The sequence below is a fragment of the Paenibacillus sp. FSL H8-0283 genome (assembly GCF_045040675.1).
Taxonomy (GTDB): domain Bacteria; phylum Bacillota; class Bacilli; order Paenibacillales; family Paenibacillaceae; genus Paenibacillus; species Paenibacillus amylolyticus.
Genome location: NZ_CP150295.1, coordinates 5,795,894 through 5,815,071 on the forward strand (window position 1 = coordinate 5,795,894; position 19,178 = coordinate 5,815,071).

Consider the following 19,178-nt stretch of genomic DNA (forward strand, 5'->3'; position numbering starts at 1 on the left):
GTAATATAATATAGGGGAAAGGAGTTGAAAAAAATGAGCGAAAACGCACAAAGCACCATGTATGATGAAGTAATTGATGTGCTTGACAAACTTCGTCCGTTTCTGCAACGCGATGGCGGTGACGTGGAACTGGTCGACGTGGAAGACGGCATTATTAAGCTGAAACTGGTCGGTGCCTGCGGCAGTTGCCCAAGCTCCACCATTACCTTAAAAGCCGGGATTGAACGTGCCCTTCTCGAAGAAGTTGAGGGTGTACAAGAAGTCGTACAAGTATTCTAATCAATCCTTCACGAAATAAACCTCAAGAGCCTTTCGCTTCGCATGAAGCGGAGGGCTCTTTTTTTGTGTGCATATGCAGAGAGTCCATTTCATCTGTCCCTTTTACCAGATTCCACGTACAATCCTTCAATTCACCTTTTAAGTATCCTCACGCTGTATGGTCGGACGAATCGGATCAAGTCCTCCAGATACATCCATAATGTTACCTGTTATAAAATCGGAATGATCAAGGCACAGATACGTAATCACTCGTGCAATATCTTCACCGCTGCCTGGACGCCCTCTTGGTGTTTCCTCGTCGATGATGCCTGCCATTTCATCAATCGTTTTCTCTTTGTTCGCACCACGAATGTCACCTGGACATACCATGTTAACCGTAATTCCATACGGGGCTTCTTCAACCGCGAGTGTCTTTGTAAAAGATACCAGACCCACCTTGGCAGCCGCATATACGGCGCGATGAGGCCAAGATCTCGCTTCTCCAGCATGACTGAAGCCAAAATGGATAATGCGTCCCCATTGCTTGCGTCTCATCTCTGGCAATACACGCTGATCCAGTAACATCGGTCCCAACAGATTTCCCTGCACGAGCATCTGGACCTCAGCTTCAGAATAATCCGCAAATAATCGTCGTTCACGGATAAATGGACCTGCGTTATTCACCAAAATATCAATGCTGCCAAGGTTACCTTCCACCTGCTCAACCAATGAAGAGATATCTTCCACCTTGGATATATCAGCCTGGATGGCAATGCACCGCACACCCTTGGCTATAATCTGAGCCTTTAAAGCCTCAGCTTCTGTTCTGCTGTGTACATAGTTCAGGGCAATATGGCACCCTTGATCTGCCAGACTGAGGGCCGTCATTTTACCAAGACCTTTGGCACTTCCCGTTATGAGGGCAATCTTTCCCTTCACGTTCATCCCCCTCTTCAAAGAGCAGTCACTATCCAGTATAAAAGATTTATCGTCCTCCTACAACTCGCTTATCCACAAGGGATTATTCACCTTTAATTCCAAATATATCTTGATTGAAATTAAACACCTATGGTACTGTCGAGGATATAACCTGAAAGGACCTCTACACGAATATGAAGAACAAAAGATGGATATTATTTCTTACACTTTTAATGTTGAGTTTATTCACAGTCTCTAGTGCCTTACAGGTATCAGCGGCAAGTGAGAATGAGCCAGCACCAGATGAGTACGATTGGATTACTGGACCAGCATCTGTCTCTTTGGACGGTAAGGCCACCCTGGAAGTCCCTGAAAGCCATTCCTATCTGGATAAGCCCAATACCCAACGCTCGATACTTAACAGTGATGGAAAGCCTAATGGGAACGAAATCGGAAGCCTAACCAGCAATAGTGAATTCGGCTCGTGGTATGTTGTGTTCGAGTACGTGAAGACAGGTCATATCCATGATGACGATCAAAATTTAAGTGCCGAAGAGCTGTTAAGCAGTTATATCCGAGGCACAGAAGAAGATAACAGAGAATTTGATCCTGAATATAGAACGTACATAACGGGGTGGGAGATCGAACCGACATATGACAGTACCAAACATCAGTTGGTTTACTCCCTCGGTTTTAAGAATGCTGATCAGCAAGCCATGGTCAATTACAATGTAAAACTCCTGACACGCGAAGGGTACATCACAGCCATTCTGGTTACCGATACGGACAACTTTCAACAGAGCCGCCAGGTATTCGAGGAAACTGTCCTTAATCAACTTAGCATCAATGCAGGATATACCTACGAGGAGTACAATGCTTCGACTGACAAAACATCCACCATAGGGCTCAACAGTCTTCTGATGGGCGGGATCGGGTACACGGCTTCCCAAAAATTCAGTGCTCTTCTTTTGCTCAAAAAAGGATGGGCTTTGATCCTCGTTGTCGTCCTTGGGTTAATCGGTTGGATCAGATACAAAATCAAAAGCTCACACGGAGAAGAAGAGAAACTCTCTCCCTCCGAGAGGACGTACCTGCAAGAAGCCGATGAACAGCAGTATGCTGATCAGAATGAATTATCCTACTACCTCCAATCTGGGCATCATTCTGACGTGGATAAACCGGAAAAACTTTGACTTATGTTGATCCCCACGTCAGTACAGATTAGGAAACATAAAATAAGCCGTATATCTCTTCAGAAGAGATATACGGCTTATTCTTAATAGCTTCACATCATATCATACATATCGTGAATTATTCAGTTGCAGGTTCAACTGCTCCTTTATAACGTTCTTTGATGAATGTTTTCACTTCTTCGGAGTGCAGAGCAGCAGCCAGTTTTTGGATTGCATCTGCATCCTTGTTGTCCTCACGGGAAACGAGGATGTTTGCGTATGGGTTACCTTGCAGATCTTCGATCAGCAAAGCATCATTCGCCGGATTCAGGTTCGCTTCGAGCGCATAGTTAGCGTTGATAAATACCAGATCCGCTTCATCCAATTGACGAGGCATCATGGCTGCATCCAGCTCGATGATATCCAGGTTCTTCGGATTGGCTGTGATATCTTGAATCGTAGATGTAATATTTGTGTTGTCTTTCAGCGTAATGATACCTTCCTTCGCAAGCAGCAACAAAGCACGTCCACCATTGGATGGATCATTTGGAATTGCTACTTTTGCGCCGTCTGCCAATTCATCCAAAGACTTAATCTTTTTGGAGTATCCACCAAAAGGTTCAACATGAACAGGTGTTACAGAAACGAGGTTGAATCCACGTTCTTTATTCTCTGTGTCCAGATATGGTTGGTGCTGGAAGAAGTTTGCATCCAATTTTTTGTCAGCAAGTTGCTGATTGGGTTGAACATAGTCGTTGAATGTAACGACTTGCAGACGGATACCTTGTGCTTCCAGTTCAGGCTTGATGCTTTCCAGAATCTCTGCGTGTGGTGTAGGTGAAGCTCCAACTTTCAATTCAACTGTACGAGGTGCACCTGCTGAATTGTCTGCGCCGCTATCGGCGTCCTTGTTGTTTCCGCAAGCTGCGAGAACCGCAATCAACATAAGACTAAGTAGAGCAAAAGACCATTTTTTCATGTGTAAAACCCCTTCTCTAATCATTTTGTCATGTGGCATCTGCATTAATGCATATCCATCATGTTATCTATGTGTTATTTCCTGGTGAAAAATGTAACCAAGCGATCTCCAGCCATCTGGAGAATTTGCACTAGAATGATCATCGACACTACGGATATGATCATAATTTCATTTTGATAACGGAAGTATCCATAGTTGATTGCCAGTGTTCCCAGACCTCCACCGCCAACCATGCCCGCCATCGCCGTATAGGAGACGAGCGTAACAATGGTGATCGTTATACCAGCAAGCAGTCCAGGCAGTGCCTCAGGCAACAGCACCCGTCTTACGATCTGTCCGGTCGATGCACCCATCGCCTGTGCCGCTTCAATGACACCACGATCCACTTCACGCATTGTTGTCTCTACCAGTCGAGCGAAGTAAGGAGCTGCCGAAATAACCAAAGGTGGTATAACACCAAGCACCCCTGTAGCTGTACCGACGAGCGAACGAGTGAATGGAATAATAGCAACAATCAATATGATAAATGGGATCGATCGCAAAATATTAACAATCAGGGACAGTATAATGTACACCACCCGTGATTTGGTTGAAGCAGATCGGGCTGTCATGAACAGCAGCACCCCGAGCGGTAAACCAAAAATTACGGTAAACAAGCCTGATGCACCCAAAATTTGCAGTGTCTCAATGGAAGCTTTACCAACCTCTTCCCAGCGAACTGTTGAAAAATCCATCTAACGAAGCACCTCCACATCAAGTCCCTCAGCGGTTAATTCTGATATCGTCCGATCAATCGCATTTGAATCACCCTCGAACCGAACGGTCAGCTGCCCATAAGGAACCTGTTTGATCGTAGAGATTGTACCTTGCAGGATGGCAAAATCCACGCCTGTCTTACGTACCGTTCTAGACAAAATCGCTTCATACGTTTTGTTACCCAGAAAGGATATCTTCACAAGTTTGGAAGCAGCACCTGCCTGCAATTCAACGCCTGCATTTGCCAGAGCGGTCTCTTCCAGAGCAAGTCCAGCTTCATGGTCACGCATCATGAAGTCCCGCGTAATCGCATGCTGCGGCTTCAAGAACACGTCTGTTACAGGTCCTTGTTCCACAATGCCACCTTGATGAATGACAGCCACCTTGTCACAGATGTTCTGAATGACATGCATCTCATGTGTGATCAGCACAATCGTAAGGTTGTACTTTTCATTAATGTCGAGCAATAACTTCAGGATTGAATTTGTCGTCTGCGGATCAAGTGCCGAAGTAGCCTCATCACAGAGAAGCACATTTGGATCACTTGCAAGTGCTCTCGCAATCCCTACACGTTGTTTCTGTCCACCCGATAATTGAGCCGGATATTTGCTGCTATGGTGCTCCAGACCAACCAGTGCGAGCATTTCCTTCACTTTGCGATCAATGGCTTCCTTGGGTGTATTCACAAGCTTTAGTGGAAAAGCTACATTGTCATATACCGTTGCCGAAGATAACAGATTAAAATGTTGAAAAATCATCCCGATCTTGCGTCTCTGTTGCTGCAATTCGGTTTTGCTCAGTTCAGTCAAGTTGATTCCGTCGACCCATACCTCACCCTCCGTAGGCCGTTCCAGCAAATTAATGCAGCGAATCAATGTGCTTTTGCCCGCTCCAGAATGGCCAATCACACCGTAGATTTCACCCTTTTGGATGCTCAAATTCAGCTCAGATAACGCTGTTGTAGATTTTGCCCCTTTGCCGTACGTTTTCGTTAAACCTTTTAATTCAATCAATCGCACTTGCCCCTTTCCAACCACCTACATGTATCTTTACCCGATCTAAAGGAAAACTCCCCTTAAAGTACAAAAAAAGAGCCCTTTGCAGATACAAAGAGGGCTCTTCACGTGAAAGAATATACCTTCTCATCTGCCAAAATCGTGTCTTGCACCATTTTGTAGGAATTAGCACCTAACATCTATAACGAATGATACATGTATCATGTCGTTACAAATCGGTTGCCGGGCTTCATCGGGCCTGTCCCTCCGCCGCTCTCGATAAGAAATATGTTGTTGTAGGATTTTATAAGTTCATGTAGTTTATGCTTTATAATGTGAACGTAACTTCCGAAATATCAGTTATATCCATGTAACATTCGATTGAAACTCAGTATATTCCAAGTATTCCGATTTGTCAAAGGGAATTATTTCTTTTCCATATTTTATTGATATAACTATAAGAGGCTGTTAACGTTTCACAGACCATATCCACGCCCTGACGCATTTCCTGCACATGCTGATTCAGATCCTCCAATTTCACTTTACCTTGCAAGGTCTGGTGTAACTGCCACAGGTCATCGTGCATTTCTGAGTTCATGTAGTGAATTTCCATATTACGTCGCTTGCGCAGCTTGCTCATCGGTTCACGATAAGAGTCCTTGATCTGTATTAATTGCAATGCAAGATCATGATGCTCCCTTGCATAGTCGAACTGCCTTAACATAGTAAAATAAGAAAAATGCGCTTTGGTATTGGAAGTATTCAGCTGGAATATTTCATTTAATACTGTGCCGACTTTATCCAGAATGGCAAAGCAGCGGATAAAGCCATCTTTGTAGAAATACACATAACGTGCATACTCGGCTTTTTCAGTCGCCGTCATATCATCCGTTGAGCCTGCAACGACCTTTTTACGAAAATGAGCAGCAGCGAAACAGCTTTGCTCCAGTTCATCCAGTGAGGAGATGAGTCCCTGAGTCCACACATACAGTTTCCGATAGTCATGCGTGGGATCATGGTCCACATGCATTTGTCGTTGAAATAACTCAAGCGTATGCGCCATTGCGTCCATCGCTGCCTTCAATTTACCTTCGTTTATACGTGGCTTTTCCCCCAACAACGTTCGCAGCATATCTAACCTCCTCTTTTCCAAATCAACAAGAATTCATCACCGTAAACGAATCATCATTCATTCCGTGTAATTGCTGCTTGCCATAGGTTGCCCTGATCCCTCTGACATCAAACAAAGTCCACCTGTCCAATGATGTACATCACTGGATGGTGGACTTTCATATTTAAAAACGATTAGCCGGGCGATGTAGCTTGTACACCAGGAAACTCATATACGTTAAGACTCCGAACAATATGGCGATATCCAGCATATGAGCAAGAGCTACGAACATGTATACTTCCGGACGGTTCATTGTCACCATCATGAAAATACCAATGACTACTTGCATCAGAATAAGAACAACGGATACCACACCCAGAGTACGCATTTCCTTGTTGTCCGGATGATTACGGTAAGCGAAATGACCCAGGATTGCGATAACAATCACGAGCGACGCAGCTGCTGCACGGTGAGCAAAAGCAACCGCTACCCCACCCGAAAGCTCAGGAATAATCTGACCGTTACAAAGCGGAAATCCAGAACATCCGCCGGCAGAATCCGTGTGACTCACAAATGCACCTGTGTATACCACGAGATATGTGTAAATGGTGGAGAACCAGACCAGATTCCTGAATTTTTTGCTAACCCGAGGGTATTTATTCAGGCGCTCCAATCCGCCATCTTTGGCCTCCTGCCTTATGCCCAGCGCCATCATTAGAGAACTCGCAAAAGCAATCAGTGCAAAACCAAAATGCAGTGCCATGACTGCTGAAGATTGGGAGAAGACAACGGCAAAAGCCCCCATGATTCCCTGGACGATAACAAATACCAGAGTTAAGAAAGAAAACAATTGCAGGTCACGGCGTGATTTGCCAAACCGCAGAAAAGCAACAAACGAGGCAATGGACAACAGTCCAGCCAGTGCACTTACAGCGCGATGGGAATATTCAATGAGTGAAGCCACAGTATGTGCGGGAACGAGTTTTCCGTTACATAAAGGCCATTCTGTTCCGCAGCCAAGGCCTGATTCCGTTTTGGTTACGATGCCTCCACCAAAAGTAGCCAGAAACATGACAAGACAGGTTAATACGGTTAACCATTTAAACAAAGTTAAGTGTTTCAATTTTTTCTCACCCGCTGTTGGTTTAAGATGGCGAAGAATATTCTCCGCTTGTTTCGGTACTTTGACACTTATTTCACAACTAAATTCATTATACCGGATAAAATGTTCATTGACGTCGCGCTTTGTGACAAAATGTTAACGTCTGGTGAAATAATGACCCACAGGTCATTTGGGATATGTACAGAAACGTTTCTTACATAGAACGTGTCGAACACACAAACGCCATTTCCCTATTTCAAGAGAAATGGCGTTCTTTTTATTATACCCTTTTACAACATGAACCTGTCATACTTTTATATAAGTTCATGAAACATTTACACAATAACGGAGAGGACAGAAATAACCAGAAGAAGCGGAGCGTTCGCCTTTATCCCCGGATTTCTCCCCTTTATAAAAGGGATCAAAGAAATCTGGGGATAACAGCGATCGGAAGGTTATTCTGTCATCGGAGTGTCTGTGTGTCTGTGTAAATATTCATTTATCGAACTTATATAACATTATTTATGGATCGTGTTGTACACTTCAACTGCGCGATCCAGGAACTGCTCAATCTCTTCTCTGGACTTGCGCAGCTTGTTCACATACCGTACGAGTTCGCGGCCATCTGTATACGCCACAAAGCTCGGAATGCCAAGAATATTCTGCTCTTCACTAACGGTTCCAACCTGATCCACGTCGACCTCAATCAAGGTCAATTCACGTGCATATTTCTCTTCAACCTCAGGCATAAACGGATCGATGTATTTGCAGTCACCACACCAGTCTGCCTTGAATACGGCAATCGTCAAACGTGGGGATTGGATGGCTACATCAAAAGCCGGTTTGGAGGTAATCTGTTCCATTCGGTTCATCTCCCTTTCTGTACCTTGTCTTACCCTAAGTGAAGCAAATTGGCGAGTGGAAGTCAAATAATCAGCGCATACTTAGAATAACCACATGGTCTGTGAAAATAAACCCAGAACATCATGAAAGGATGTCACATCATGACTTCCACCAGAACCGATTCTTCCAGCGAACAACATCACGGGTCCCTTCTGCAGATTGTCCGTTCCATTCCGGGTGCTGCCCGTGAAATCTGGCGTGGCAAACAGGCTGCATGGCAAGCTTCAGCACAGCTTCGTCACCCATTGCGTGACATCGAGTGGGATACCGATACGGCAGCTGCCTTACAGTCTGAGGTGGAGCGTTTGTTACCTACCAGCAACAAATCTTTTACACGCACGGACCAGGTTCAAAGCGCACTCGTCTGCGAAGAAGATTGCATCATTCTGGAAGAGATTAAGACACTGACTCAGGAGCACAATCGGAGTAATATCACCCGCACGGCAGCCTATCTGGAATGTTATGAGCAATATCCCGAACTGCATTGGGCACTACTGGCCCATATGGTCTCTCGCAACGGCGGATATCACATGACAGATCTTCAGAGTGACTTAATGCATAATCTACAGAATCAAAGCGATCGCCAGCATATGTATCGGCTGCTGGAGCGGTGCAATGCACTCATTTTCCAGGATGCCTATCCCCAGCTTCTGCTGTATATGAACAGTCGCCGGATCGGACGTAGCTGTTTCCATCTCTTGTCGCACTTTCACGTATCGGCGTTTATGACGCCGTTTTGGGAACGCTTTTGGCTGGAACGATGCAGTTCACTGCTAAGTGTGGCATTAATTATTAATGAGCAGAACTATATCGAGAGCCGGGTGGTGCAACATCCTTATTTTCAAAAAGAAGTACTTTCCAAACCCGCATTCCATCTGCATAATCTGGCCGGTCTGAATCATATCGTCTTTCCTCTTGGACAGGGAGCAGGACTCGCAGGACGCGTCATTGAACATTTTGGCAAACTAGATGAGCGAATCATGTTTGGTAAAGGGCTATATGCCCTGTTGTTTGGCGTGGAGCAAGTACACACACAAGTGTTGGAGTTCGCACGCTTGGTTCCCCATCGTTGCTCGCGCGCTGAATATTGGCCTGGGCTGTTTACCAATCGTGAAGACGAGGCAGGGGAACATACACTTTATGCTCAGGAGCTAATGGATGAAGAATGGCTTCCAGAAGGGCAACGATTATATAGTCCGGAACTGCTCTCCGTATGGGGGGACACGCCTTATGAACCGATCACCAGACAGGACTGGCTTCAGACTCGGGATTGTCTCGGTTATCTGACGGCACCGCGTCGCCCATGGCTGTTTGAGATGAGTCACGAACACCGGTATGGCATGCTGAAAACAGCACTGGCTCATGATGCTAAAGCTATCACACACTAATGCTGAAGACTATATAGAGCAGGCAAAGACGGATGATGTGATATCCGATGTACCGCTAATCCTCGCTTGCTGGGCTAATGTCGAGTTCAGTCGCTCAGCTCTCCTTAGCTAAACAAAAAGCCCTGTCCGCTTCAATAGCAGACAGAGCTTGTATCGTATTTTCACAAAATATTGGAGCATGGATGATGCTCCTTGCATGTTTAACCTCTTTGCCCAGCTCCACGTTGAAGACGCATAAGTGGACGAAGAATTTTTTGCAGAATACGGGGGTAACTGCCCAGCTCGTCCTTGCGCAGTACACGCAGCACAACCATGAGAACCAGATACACCACAACAACAAGCAAACCAACCACAAGGCAGGTAAGCAAGAAGGATACACGCGCTGGCAGGAACAATCCAAAGATCGTATTGCCAATCCAGTTCGTTGCAAATCCTACACCTGCTGCAAGCAAGACCGTAATGATAAATCCTTTCCAACGATCTCCCATGATGGAGAAATCAACGATTTTGCGAAGGACCCGCAGATTCAGGTACGTGATGACCAAGAAGCAGAGGGCCGTTGCAATAATAATGCCGTAAATGCCGAAGATCGGCGCCAGAATCAGACTTGCGATCAGTTTGATCACAACACCTGCTGCGACACTGATCATCGTAATCCGCGGTTTCCCTACCCCTAGTAAAATAGAGTTGGTGGTCATCATCGTAATCTGGAAAATGGTACCGAATGTTAACAAGGCAATGATCGGCGTTCCATCCAGATTGGTAAACAGCAATCCGTTGACCGAATACGCTGCCGCACAAAGTGCAATGACAATCGGCATACCAGTCAGAATCGAAATGCGCAAGGCAAGTGTAACCTGACTTTTCAGATGCGCTTCATCCTTGCGGGCAAATGCTGCCGATATGACAGGCACCAATGATTGACTCAAAGCGATAGCCAGAATCGGAGGAATACCCGCAATACTTTGGGCTTTCGCACCCAGGATCGCAAGTACACCTGTCGCTTCTTCGAGTCCGATCTGGCCACTAAGCAGTGGTACCACAAGGGATGAATCGATGAAGTTAATGGCTGGAACCGCAAGTGAAGACAGCACAATTGGAATAGACAGCTTGAAGATATCACTGTAGATACCTCGCATCGGTAACTGCTCTGCACGCTCGTAATTCAATTGGGCCGCACGGTCGCTACGACGTAGCTTCAAGGTGAAGTACAGCATGACACCGAAGGCACCCACACTTCCTAATACCCCACCAAATGAAGCACCTGCAGCAATCGTCTGGTCATCATAATTCCATTGCAGCATGACATAAGCCACGATAATGGCTGTACCTACACGGGCGAACTGTTCAACAATCTGTGAAATACCACCAGCTGTCATGTTGCCGCGTCCTTGGAAATATCCACGCATCATCGCAATAGCCGGGAAAAGTAGTAACGCTGGAGCCAAGGCGCGAATGGCGCTGACCGACTCCGGTACTTTGGACACATACGTAGCATAATAAGGTGCCGCGAACCACAACAAAGCAGACATGACTACCCCGGCAACAGCGGCAAAGATCAGGGCTGCACGGTAGATCTGTTGAGCTTCACCCGCGCGTCCGAGCGCATAGCGTTCCGATACCATCTTACTAAGTGTACTCGGTATGCCCGCCGTTGCTACAGTTAACAGCATTAAATATACCGTATTGGAGATGGTAAAAGATGCGTTACCGATATCGCCGAGGATATGCTCCAGCGGCACCCGTTGAACCAATCCGAGTACTCTTGCGATCAGTGCAGCGGCCGCCAGAATGAGCGTACCCCTAATGAATGTTTCTTTCTTAGACAAACGAATTCCCCTTCTTTCCTCCACACCGGACGTGCATCCCGTTGAAGCTAATCCTGAACGTTTAGGCGAATCTTACCACCCAGATAATAAAGAGAACAATCATGACGATTTGCAAAATAATTTTCATCACAGTACTCGTAAATAGCCCCACAACGGAACCAAATCCAACTTTCGACGCTTTGGAAGGTGAAGACCCTCCGATCAGTTCCCCGATAAATGCACCGATAAATGGTCCCAGCACCAGTCCAAATGCCGGAATGACAAATGGGCCAATGATAACACCAATGGTACTCAGCGTTGTTGATAACTTGGAGCCACCGAACTTCTTCACGCCCCATGCACTGACGACATAATCAGCCACAAACAACACAACAACAATCAGAATCTGAATGATCCAGAACCACACACCAAACGGATCAAAGCTGAAGAACCAGCCGTAGACCAGAAACGCGAAGAAAATCGCTACAGCACCAGGCAGTATGGGATATACCGTTCCAGCCATCCCCACTGCAAACAGCAGCACAATTAAAATCCAGGCAACGGTTGCGAGCAAAGGTTACTCCCCCTTCAAAATATGTTCACGGATCACTTCGACGATGCCGTCTTCATTGTTACTCGCTACGATCAGATCAGCCGCTTCCTTCACCTGCTCCTGCGCATTACCCATCGCTACACCAAGACCCACGGCCTCAATGACAGCCAGATCATTCAAACTGTCTCCGACAGCAACAACTTCGGACATCTCGATGCCCAGCAGCTTGCAGACTTCAGCTACACCACTGGCTTTGGATACGCCGGCAGGGTTGATCTCAATATTAACGGGTGAGGAGTTGGTCATTTGCAGACCGCCCATTTGTTGCAGTTCCATCATGATCTGGTGACGCACTTCATCCACTTCCGTATTGAAGCCGAATTTCAACCATTCCAGACCTTCAATGTTGTCCGTCCAGCGGTCACGATTGAAGAGTTCTTCCACGGAGTATGCCCAGTACCAGCTGTTATATTTCTCACCAATCTCCTGCATTTTGCGAATCAATGCCGGGTCCATCAGATGACGCATATGCAGGTCATGCGGGGCTTTCCAGACCTCACTACCATTAACAGTAACCATCGGTGTCTCCAGCCCAAGCTGGACCGCATAAGGCATGGCGTGGAATACCGCTCTTCCCGTAGAAAGGCACACATGTACACCCCGACGAATGGCAATTTGAATCCACTTGGCGGTCTCCTGTGTAATTTCATGATTATCGTTAAGTAATGTTCCATCCATATCCAATGCAAGCAATTTGTATTTCAGTTCACTCATACAGTAGTTCCTCCTAGGTTGTCTCTCTATTTCTCCCTAATTTTAAACATTCTTTCACAACAAGATCGCCCGGCACCCGTAACAACGGACGCTCCGGACGTCACAGCTAACGACATTTTACCACAGATCATCTGTATGCAACAAAATAACCCGTAATCAGCAGGATGACGCTACATTATCAATTTATATTGCATATGTTATATCCGGTCGCCCTTGTCAAAGTAATACGACCAGACACGCAAAAAAACCGCCTGCGATGCAGACGGCTTCTTATAATTTTATTTATTCACCTGTTATTCACTTAAACTTCCATTACCTTGCCGCGAATTTGCGACGAGCGTAACGGAATACAATGCCATGTTTCGGTGACAGCAACAGTGCGAGAACAAACAAAATTCCAGCAACAGCTACCATACAGCCCGCGATGGAAGCATCCAGAGCGTAAGCCATGATGTAACCTCCAACCGAAGATGCTGCTCCGATCAGAACGGCATACAGAATCATTTTGCCCAGACGATCTGTGAGCAGGTAAGCCGTTGCCGCAGGTACAATCAGCATGCCCACAACGAGAATCGAACCAACACTTTCAAATGAAGCTACGGACGTCATCGAAACGAGTCCCATGAGCAGATAGTGGAACAGCACTACTGGAATGCCGCAGGCCGCAGCCAGCGCCGGATCAAAGGCACATAGCTTAAACTGTTTGTAGAACAGCCCAATGACGACAAGGATGACTAGCAAAGTAATACCCAGCATCCAGACCGCCCTCGGCCCGACATCCGTACCTCCAAGGGTTAGTGTATCCCACTGTACATAAGCGATCTCACCAAACAAGACACAGTCCAGATCCAGATCAATATGCTGGGCGTTCAGACTAATCAAAATAACACCTACTGCGAAGAGTGCAGTAAACACAATTCCGATCGAGGCATCAGACGACAGTCCTCCCGCCTGCAAACTCTGTATGAAGAACACCGTCAGTAGTCCAAACACCGTTGCACCAATTAGCATCCACAATGAATCTCTGGAACCGCTCCACAGGAAAGCAATCGCAATACCAGGGAGGACTGCATGGCTGATCGCATCACCGACCAGAGCCATTCGCCGCAGAATCAGAAAACAACCGAGGATGGCGCAGGCGGAAGAAACCAATACGGCCGTTAAGATAATCCAAAACGTTGCCATTACATCTCCCCCCGTTCCTGCTGATTTCGCTGTGTGGCGAGAGTCTGAAGTGTAGCCCGCTCTTCACGCATATAAGCGGACTTTGCCTGAATGCTGCGCAACCGTCGAGCTAATAATCCACGACGCGGAGCCAGCAAGGCAGATCCGGCAAACAACACCGTAGCCGCAAGAACGGTTACAGGTCCTGTCGGCAGATTAGGTACAAGCGTGCTGAAGATGGTGCCTGTTGCACCACTCAATGCACCAAATATACCGGCCAACACCACCATCAGTGCGAGTGAGTCGGTCCAGCAACGTGCCGCTGCTGCCGGAGTTACCAGCAAGGCTGCAACAAGCACCACACCAACGGCTTGAATCCCGGCCACCACTGCGATTACCGTCAAGAGCAGGATGAGCTGCTCCAACATCGCAACTGGCAGTCCCATACCACGTGCAAATCCCGGGTCAAAACTCACCAGTTTGAATTCCTTGAACCAGGCAAGACAGGCAATCAGTAATACGAGACATACGCCACCCATGACATACACATCCGTCATGACCATGGATGCCGCCTGCCCAAACAAATATTTATCGAGTCCACTTTGACTTCCGCTCGCCCCATGCTGGATGCGCGTCAGCATCACTACACCAACCCCGAAAAAGACGGTCAGCACAATTCCCATCGCCGCATCCTGCTTGATTCGGGAGTAGCGCGTAATCCACGAGATTCCGAAGGTAGCGACAATGCCAGCCACCAGAGCACCGAACAGGAATAATCCGACCGACTTCGTTTCCGTCAACATAAATGCAATACAGATCCCAGGCAGAGCAGCATGAGCAAGGGTGTCCCCCATCAGGCTCTGTTTACGAAGAAAGGTGAAGGAGCCAATAATTCCGCTACTGAATCCTAACAACAGACAGCCAAGCAATATCCAACGTGTATTGGGGTCAGATAAGATGGCAACGATCCAGTTCCACATGCACTACACCTGGCCTTTCTCCGTCCGGCTTCCGATCATCGCAATCCGGCCTCCGTACGTCTCTTGCAGTGTATCCGGTACAAATACTTCACTTGTCGGTCCACCTGCCACCAGTCGTCCATTGAGCAGCAGCACATGGTCGAAGTATTCCTCGACTGTCGCTAGATCATGGTGAACGACCAGTACCGTCTTGCCTTGTTTCTTCAACTGTTCCAAAAGCGAAATGATCGCTTTCTCTGTGGTGGCATCCACACCTGCAAATGGCTCATCCATGAAATACAGATCTGCGTCTTGCACGAGTGCCCGCGCCAGAAAGACACGTTGCTGCTGTCCACCGGACAACTGACTGATCTGGCGGTACATGTAATCACCCATGCCGACTTGCTCCAGGCAGTGTGCCGCCAGGTCTCGCTCCTTTTTCCCCGGACGACGGAACCAGCCTAGATGACCATACCGTCCCATCATCACCACATCGAGTGCATGCGTTGGAAAATCCCAGTCCACCGATTCCCGTTGGGGCACATAACCGATGTGGCGACGTTGTTCCCTGTACGATTGACCGAAGATCCGTACCTCTCCATGCATCTTCGGTACCAGTCCCAGAACAGCTTTGATCAGGGTAGATTTCCCCGCACCATTCGGTCCGAGGATTCCGATGAGCTGTCCTTCCGGAATATCGAAGGATACACTGCTGAGCACCGGCTTTTTGTGATACGCAACAGCAAGATCCCTCACACTAAGAGGAGCCGATGTTGGCTGCGTTCCCTGCAAGTGACTATTGTTCAGTTTCGTAGGAGTTTGTTTCAATAAAGTTGTATCTTCCATAATCCTGTACTCCTCTCTTCATGTGATTCATTATTTCAGTGCTTCTACAATCGTCTCAACATTGTGGCGAATCATACCGATGTATGTGCCTTCTTCCGTTCCCTCAGCCCCCATGGCATCCGAGAACAGTTCTCCACCAATGCTGACCGTATGTCCTTTTTGAGCTGCTCCGGCAATGATGGCTTCCATCGCTTTTGCAGGTACACTCGATTCAACAAATACTGCTTTGATATGGTTATCTACGAGATAATCCCGCAGTTCGCTAACATCTTTTGCGCCGTATTCGGCTGCTGTACTGATGCCCTGAAGCCCCATCACTTTCATGCCATAAGCCTGACCGAAATATCCAAATGCATCATGCGCCGTAACCAATACCCGGCTTGCTTCCGGAATCTCCAGAATCTTCTCACGCACCTCTGCATCCAGTGCTTCGAGCTTCGCCAGATACGCCTCTGCCTGAGCCTTGTACTCTTCCGCATGGTCCGGGTCCGCCTCCACGAGCGTATCGCGTACGGCTTCTGCCGCATGCATCCAGTGGCTGACGTTAAACCAGACGTGTGGATCATATTCGGTGCCGCCTGTATCTTTGCCTGAGTGTAACTCCTCGACTGGAATAGTCTCTGTAACAGCAGTAACCAGCTTGCTTGAGGACATTTTCTCCAAAATGTCTGTCATTTTGCCTTCAAGATGCAGTCCATTATAGAAAATGACTTTTGCTTGTTCCAGCTTGCGAATATCACCTTGGGATGCCTTGTACAAGTGGGGGTCAACTCCCGGGCCCATTAGCCCGGTAACGTCAACATATGCCCCGCCTACCTCACGTGCTACGTCAGCGATCATTCCCGTTGTAGCTGTTACTTGTAACTTGCCACCACTGCTCGTCTCTGCATTACTGGAACATGCCGTAAGTACAACAACCAGAACCAGAGCGGCTAGCGTAATGAACCCCCTCTGAATACTCCTCATTTTCACCATTAACAATTCAACCGACCCCTTTCCCTCTCCTAAAATACTTGTCTACATCTAATTTTGTTGTACAAGGTATTAAGTTTTAATCAAGACTAATAATGTTTCCCTTGTGCAAATTTTATCCGAAGCCAAAAAAAAAGGCAAGGAATTATTTCCCCTGCCTGTCCAAATTCATATATTGTTCACTTCATTAACCTGTTAGATGTGATGTAAAAGCGCTACATCTGCCGCATTTCTTTTACATTACTCGTTGTCTTTTCCTTCGTCTTTCTTACCTTTTGGCGTTCCATCGAGACCATACACTTCATCGTATGCATCGAAGATTTTCCGTGCAATCGGCGAGGCACTGACTGACCCGAACCCACCTTCCGGTACAACAACAGCAACAGCAAGCTTCGGATTATCTCGTGGTGCAAAGGCAATAAATACACCATTCTCTTTTTTGTTCGGTCCGGTCCCCTGCTCTGATGTTCCTGTTTTCCGAGCATAATCGTAAGGGAAACCGTCAAATGAACTTACTTTGGTAACCATTCCTTTGTGCACTTCATTCCAGTGCGCATCGGCAAAATCAACTTCATTAAGCACCTTAGGTTTGATCTCTTTCACCACATTGCCGTCCGCGTCACGGATTTCCTTCACCAGATGCGGTTCCATTCGTTTGCCCTTATTGGCAAGCATGGTCGTATATTGGGCGAGTTGCATCGTGGTGTACTTGGCTTGCTGTCCAAAGGAGGCAAATGCCAAACGTGTTAGAGCTGATTCATGATCTTCTTTGTATTCCAGCCGACCCAAGAACTCGTTAGGTAAATCTACTCCCGTCGAGACACCCAAGCCAAATTCTTGCATGTGTTTGTGCCAGACATCGATGCCTTTCTCTGAGCCATAATTACGTAACAAACGTTTACCCACCATATCAATCATGAAGGCATTGGAGGATTTCTCAATCGCTCTTCTCGCCGTAATAGAACCATTATAAGCAGAATGCGAGTTCTTCACTTGTCGCCCGTCTTTCCCCAAAACCGCATATCCCTGATCGTGATAGGTCTCTCCTGCTGTAAATAATCCCTCTTTTAATCCAATAAGCACACTTAGCGGCTTGATTACTGATCCAAGAAGTACAACGGATTCCGCCCGACTAGGCTTGTCATCATTCGGTGGGAACGACTCGGTGGTTCCATTCCGGAACACATATTTGATTTTGTCATAATCCCAATCGTTCGGATCATAATCCGGCATACTCGCCATAGCCACCACATTCCCCGTATCCACTTCCATGGCTACTGCGTATCCGGTAATTGCCTTAGGGAGTCTTCGTAATTCGTCCGTTATTGCTTCTTGTGTGGCCATCTGAATTTCCTTGTTAATGGTGGAAACCAGACTGTAGCCTTTCTCTGGCGGAGTCTGTTTCATCGTGCCCTCTGGCAAATTACGTGAATTAATATCAATGGACTGGTAACCGCTACGTCCACGAAGCTCTTCCTGATATTGTAATTCCAGACCATCGACCCCCACTTTTTCTTGCTGGGTATAGCGCAGTCCAGGATCACGTTCTGTTGCCTCCGCCTTGCTTATTTCTATATATTTATCCAAGTTTTCCTGTTGACCTTTGAACTCTCTTGTATATCCAATCACCTGGACGGCAACTCCATCCGGATCATATTTTCGAATGTTTTCTTCCAGTACCATGGCACCTGGATACTCCGCCTTCTTCTCCATAAAATAAGCAATTTCTTTCGTGTTTAGATCCGACTTCACTAGGCGAGGGGTATACCCATGTGCCTTCTGAGATTTGAGATCCAATCGTTTGATGATCTCTTCCGCATCCGGCTGCTCTTTGTCCCCTGGATTAAACTGCTTAAACACAGCCGCCAGATCATGAGCCAGTTCCTCTGCTTCCTGTCTACGTTCATCATTCCGATAATCCTCATATAACAGCACATACAGGGACTGTACAGGTTCGGAATAAGCGAGCGCGACTTCCCCTGTCGCATCATAGATGGGACCACGAACAGGTGCGAGTGGAATGTCTTTGGTATTACGACTCGTTTCCATATACGTCAGTTCAGGACCCTCGACAAATTGCACAAAGGCTAATCTGAAAATAAGGATACTGAATATGACAAATGCCGCGAAAAAAAACAGATTCAGCCTTGCGGTGGAAGGCTTGTTGACGGGTGTATCTTCCTCAGTCATGGGTTTCTTCCTCAATCGGTTAAACATGTTATAAGCCTCTCCCGTTCCTTTATAAAAATAAAATATTTAATCCGTCTTGTGAACGTGTTCAATCCTATATTTAATCCTTTCTCATACAAGTCTACCAAAGGTTAGCTGTCACGTCTTTCAATATTTGGTTACATTTTCGTAAACAGAACCATTACACTACCCCATCTACCGATTTCAATGTAAACACTGACATATCAACGTTGTCCCATTCTTCAGATCGCGTTTACCCTTCTTTTATATAAACGTGGTACAGCTCATATGGTTACATATTAATGCAACTAATTAATTCACTCTTACGAT

18 protein-coding genes and 1 riboswitch are annotated in these 19,178 nt (G+C 46.7%); of the genes, 3 read left to right on the forward strand and 15 right to left on the reverse strand.

Features of this window, described 5'->3' with window-relative positions; all coding sequences use genetic code 11:
* Positions 1 to 33 precede the first annotated feature (33 nt).
* On the forward strand, positions 34 to 279 hold the full coding sequence (locus tag MHI52_RS25565) for a NifU family protein (RefSeq protein ID WP_017692412.1): 246 nt from the start codon (positions 34 to 36) through the stop codon (positions 277 to 279).
* Positions 280 to 417: 138 nt separating this feature from the next.
* On the opposite strand, the gene MHI52_RS25570 is transcribed toward MHI52_RS25565, so the two are convergent.
* Positions 418 to 1,197 carry an SDR family oxidoreductase gene (locus MHI52_RS25570; RefSeq protein WP_339284219.1) on the reverse strand — a complete coding sequence of 260 codons (780 nt, stop codon included), beginning with the start codon at positions 1,195 to 1,197 and terminating at the stop codon, positions 418 to 420.
* A gap of 212 nt (positions 1,198 to 1,409) precedes the next feature.
* Here MHI52_RS25570 and MHI52_RS25575 point away from each other — a divergent pair, with 212 nt between their 5' ends.
* Complete coding sequence (locus tag MHI52_RS25575) at positions 1,410 to 2,369, forward strand: DUF2167 domain-containing protein (protein WP_405157865.1); 960 nt, start codon at positions 1,410 to 1,412, stop codon at positions 2,367 to 2,369.
* A gap of 118 nt (positions 2,370 to 2,487) precedes the next feature.
* Here the strand turns inward: MHI52_RS25575 and MHI52_RS25580 are convergent, their stop codons facing one another.
* The 6 genes from MHI52_RS25580 to MHI52_RS25605 all read right to left on the reverse strand — a co-directional run bounded on the left by MHI52_RS25580 (position 2,488) and on the right by MHI52_RS25605 (position 8,154).
* A complete protein-coding gene (locus tag MHI52_RS25580; RefSeq protein WP_036605748.1) occupies positions 2,488 to 3,327 on the reverse strand; it encodes a MetQ/NlpA family ABC transporter substrate-binding protein in 840 nt (279 codons plus the stop codon).
* Positions 3,328 to 3,401: 74 nt separating this feature from the next.
* Positions 3,402 to 4,061, reverse strand: coding sequence for a methionine ABC transporter permease (locus MHI52_RS25585; protein ID WP_405157866.1), 660 nt, complete (start codon positions 4,059 to 4,061; stop codon positions 3,402 to 3,404).
* A complete protein-coding gene (locus tag MHI52_RS25590; RefSeq protein WP_036673323.1) occupies positions 4,062 to 5,096 on the reverse strand; it encodes a methionine ABC transporter ATP-binding protein in 1,035 nt (344 codons plus the stop codon).
* Between the two features lie 126 nt (positions 5,097 to 5,222).
* Positions 5,223 to 5,364, reverse strand: a riboswitch (SAM riboswitch).
* Between the two features lie 129 nt (positions 5,365 to 5,493).
* Entirely contained in the window at positions 5,494 to 6,210 is a 717-nt protein-coding gene (locus MHI52_RS25595; protein WP_315372442.1) for a Cthe_2314 family HEPN domain-containing protein, read from the reverse strand.
* Positions 6,211 to 6,373: 163 nt separating this feature from the next.
* Complete coding sequence (locus MHI52_RS25600; protein WP_036605745.1) at positions 6,374 to 7,312, reverse strand: heme A synthase; 939 nt, start codon at positions 7,310 to 7,312, stop codon at positions 6,374 to 6,376.
* 497 nt (positions 7,313 to 7,809) lie between these two features.
* Positions 7,810 to 8,154 (reverse strand): thioredoxin family protein, encoded by a 345-nt coding sequence (locus MHI52_RS25605; protein ID WP_017692403.1) that lies wholly within the window; start codon positions 8,152 to 8,154, stop codon positions 7,810 to 7,812.
* Between the two features lie 141 nt (positions 8,155 to 8,295).
* On the opposite strand from MHI52_RS25605, the gene MHI52_RS25610 reads away from it, so the two are divergent.
* On the forward strand, positions 8,296 to 9,582 hold the full coding sequence (locus MHI52_RS25610; RefSeq protein ID WP_405157867.1) for a DUF2515 family protein: 1,287 nt from the start codon (positions 8,296 to 8,298) through the stop codon (positions 9,580 to 9,582).
* A 200-nt stretch (positions 9,583 to 9,782) separates the two neighbouring features.
* Here MHI52_RS25610 and MHI52_RS25615 read toward each other — a convergent pair whose 3' ends face one another.
* The 8 genes from MHI52_RS25615 to MHI52_RS25650 form a co-directional block, all read right to left on the reverse strand.
* The gene (locus MHI52_RS25615; RefSeq protein ID WP_405157868.1) at positions 9,783 to 11,411 is read right to left on the reverse strand and encodes a polysaccharide biosynthesis C-terminal domain-containing protein; all 1,629 of its coding nucleotides are present in this window, start codon (positions 11,409 to 11,411) and stop codon (positions 9,783 to 9,785) included.
* A gap of 61 nt (positions 11,412 to 11,472) precedes the next feature.
* The gene (locus MHI52_RS25620) at positions 11,473 to 11,913 is read right to left on the reverse strand and encodes a DUF456 domain-containing protein (protein WP_047841365.1); all 441 of its coding nucleotides are present in this window, start codon (positions 11,911 to 11,913) and stop codon (positions 11,473 to 11,475) included.
* Positions 11,914 to 11,967: 54 nt separating this feature from the next.
* Complete coding sequence (locus MHI52_RS25625) at positions 11,968 to 12,717, reverse strand: Cof-type HAD-IIB family hydrolase (protein WP_047841303.1); 750 nt, start codon at positions 12,715 to 12,717, stop codon at positions 11,968 to 11,970.
* A gap of 312 nt (positions 12,718 to 13,029) precedes the next feature.
* Entirely contained in the window at positions 13,030 to 13,902 is an 873-nt protein-coding gene (locus MHI52_RS25630) for a metal ABC transporter permease (RefSeq protein ID WP_253503177.1), read from the reverse strand.
* A complete protein-coding gene (locus MHI52_RS25635; protein ID WP_017692397.1) occupies positions 13,902 to 14,861 on the reverse strand; it encodes a metal ABC transporter permease in 960 nt (319 codons plus the stop codon). The genes MHI52_RS25630 and MHI52_RS25635 overlap by 1 nt, the downstream gene beginning before the upstream one ends.
* A 3-nt stretch (positions 14,862 to 14,864) precedes the next feature.
* Entirely contained in the window at positions 14,865 to 15,686 is an 822-nt protein-coding gene (locus MHI52_RS25640) for a metal ABC transporter ATP-binding protein (RefSeq protein ID WP_405157869.1), read from the reverse strand.
* 30 nt (positions 15,687 to 15,716) lie between these two features.
* Positions 15,717 to 16,661, reverse strand: coding sequence for a metal ABC transporter solute-binding protein, Zn/Mn family (locus MHI52_RS25645; RefSeq protein WP_301291295.1), 945 nt, complete (start codon positions 16,659 to 16,661; stop codon positions 15,717 to 15,719).
* 237 nt (positions 16,662 to 16,898) lie between these two features.
* Positions 16,899 to 18,848, reverse strand: a complete 1,950-nt coding sequence (locus MHI52_RS25650; RefSeq protein WP_253503182.1) for a penicillin-binding protein 2 — start codon at positions 18,846 to 18,848, stop codon at positions 16,899 to 16,901.
* Between the last annotated feature and the right edge of the window lie 330 nt (positions 18,849 to 19,178).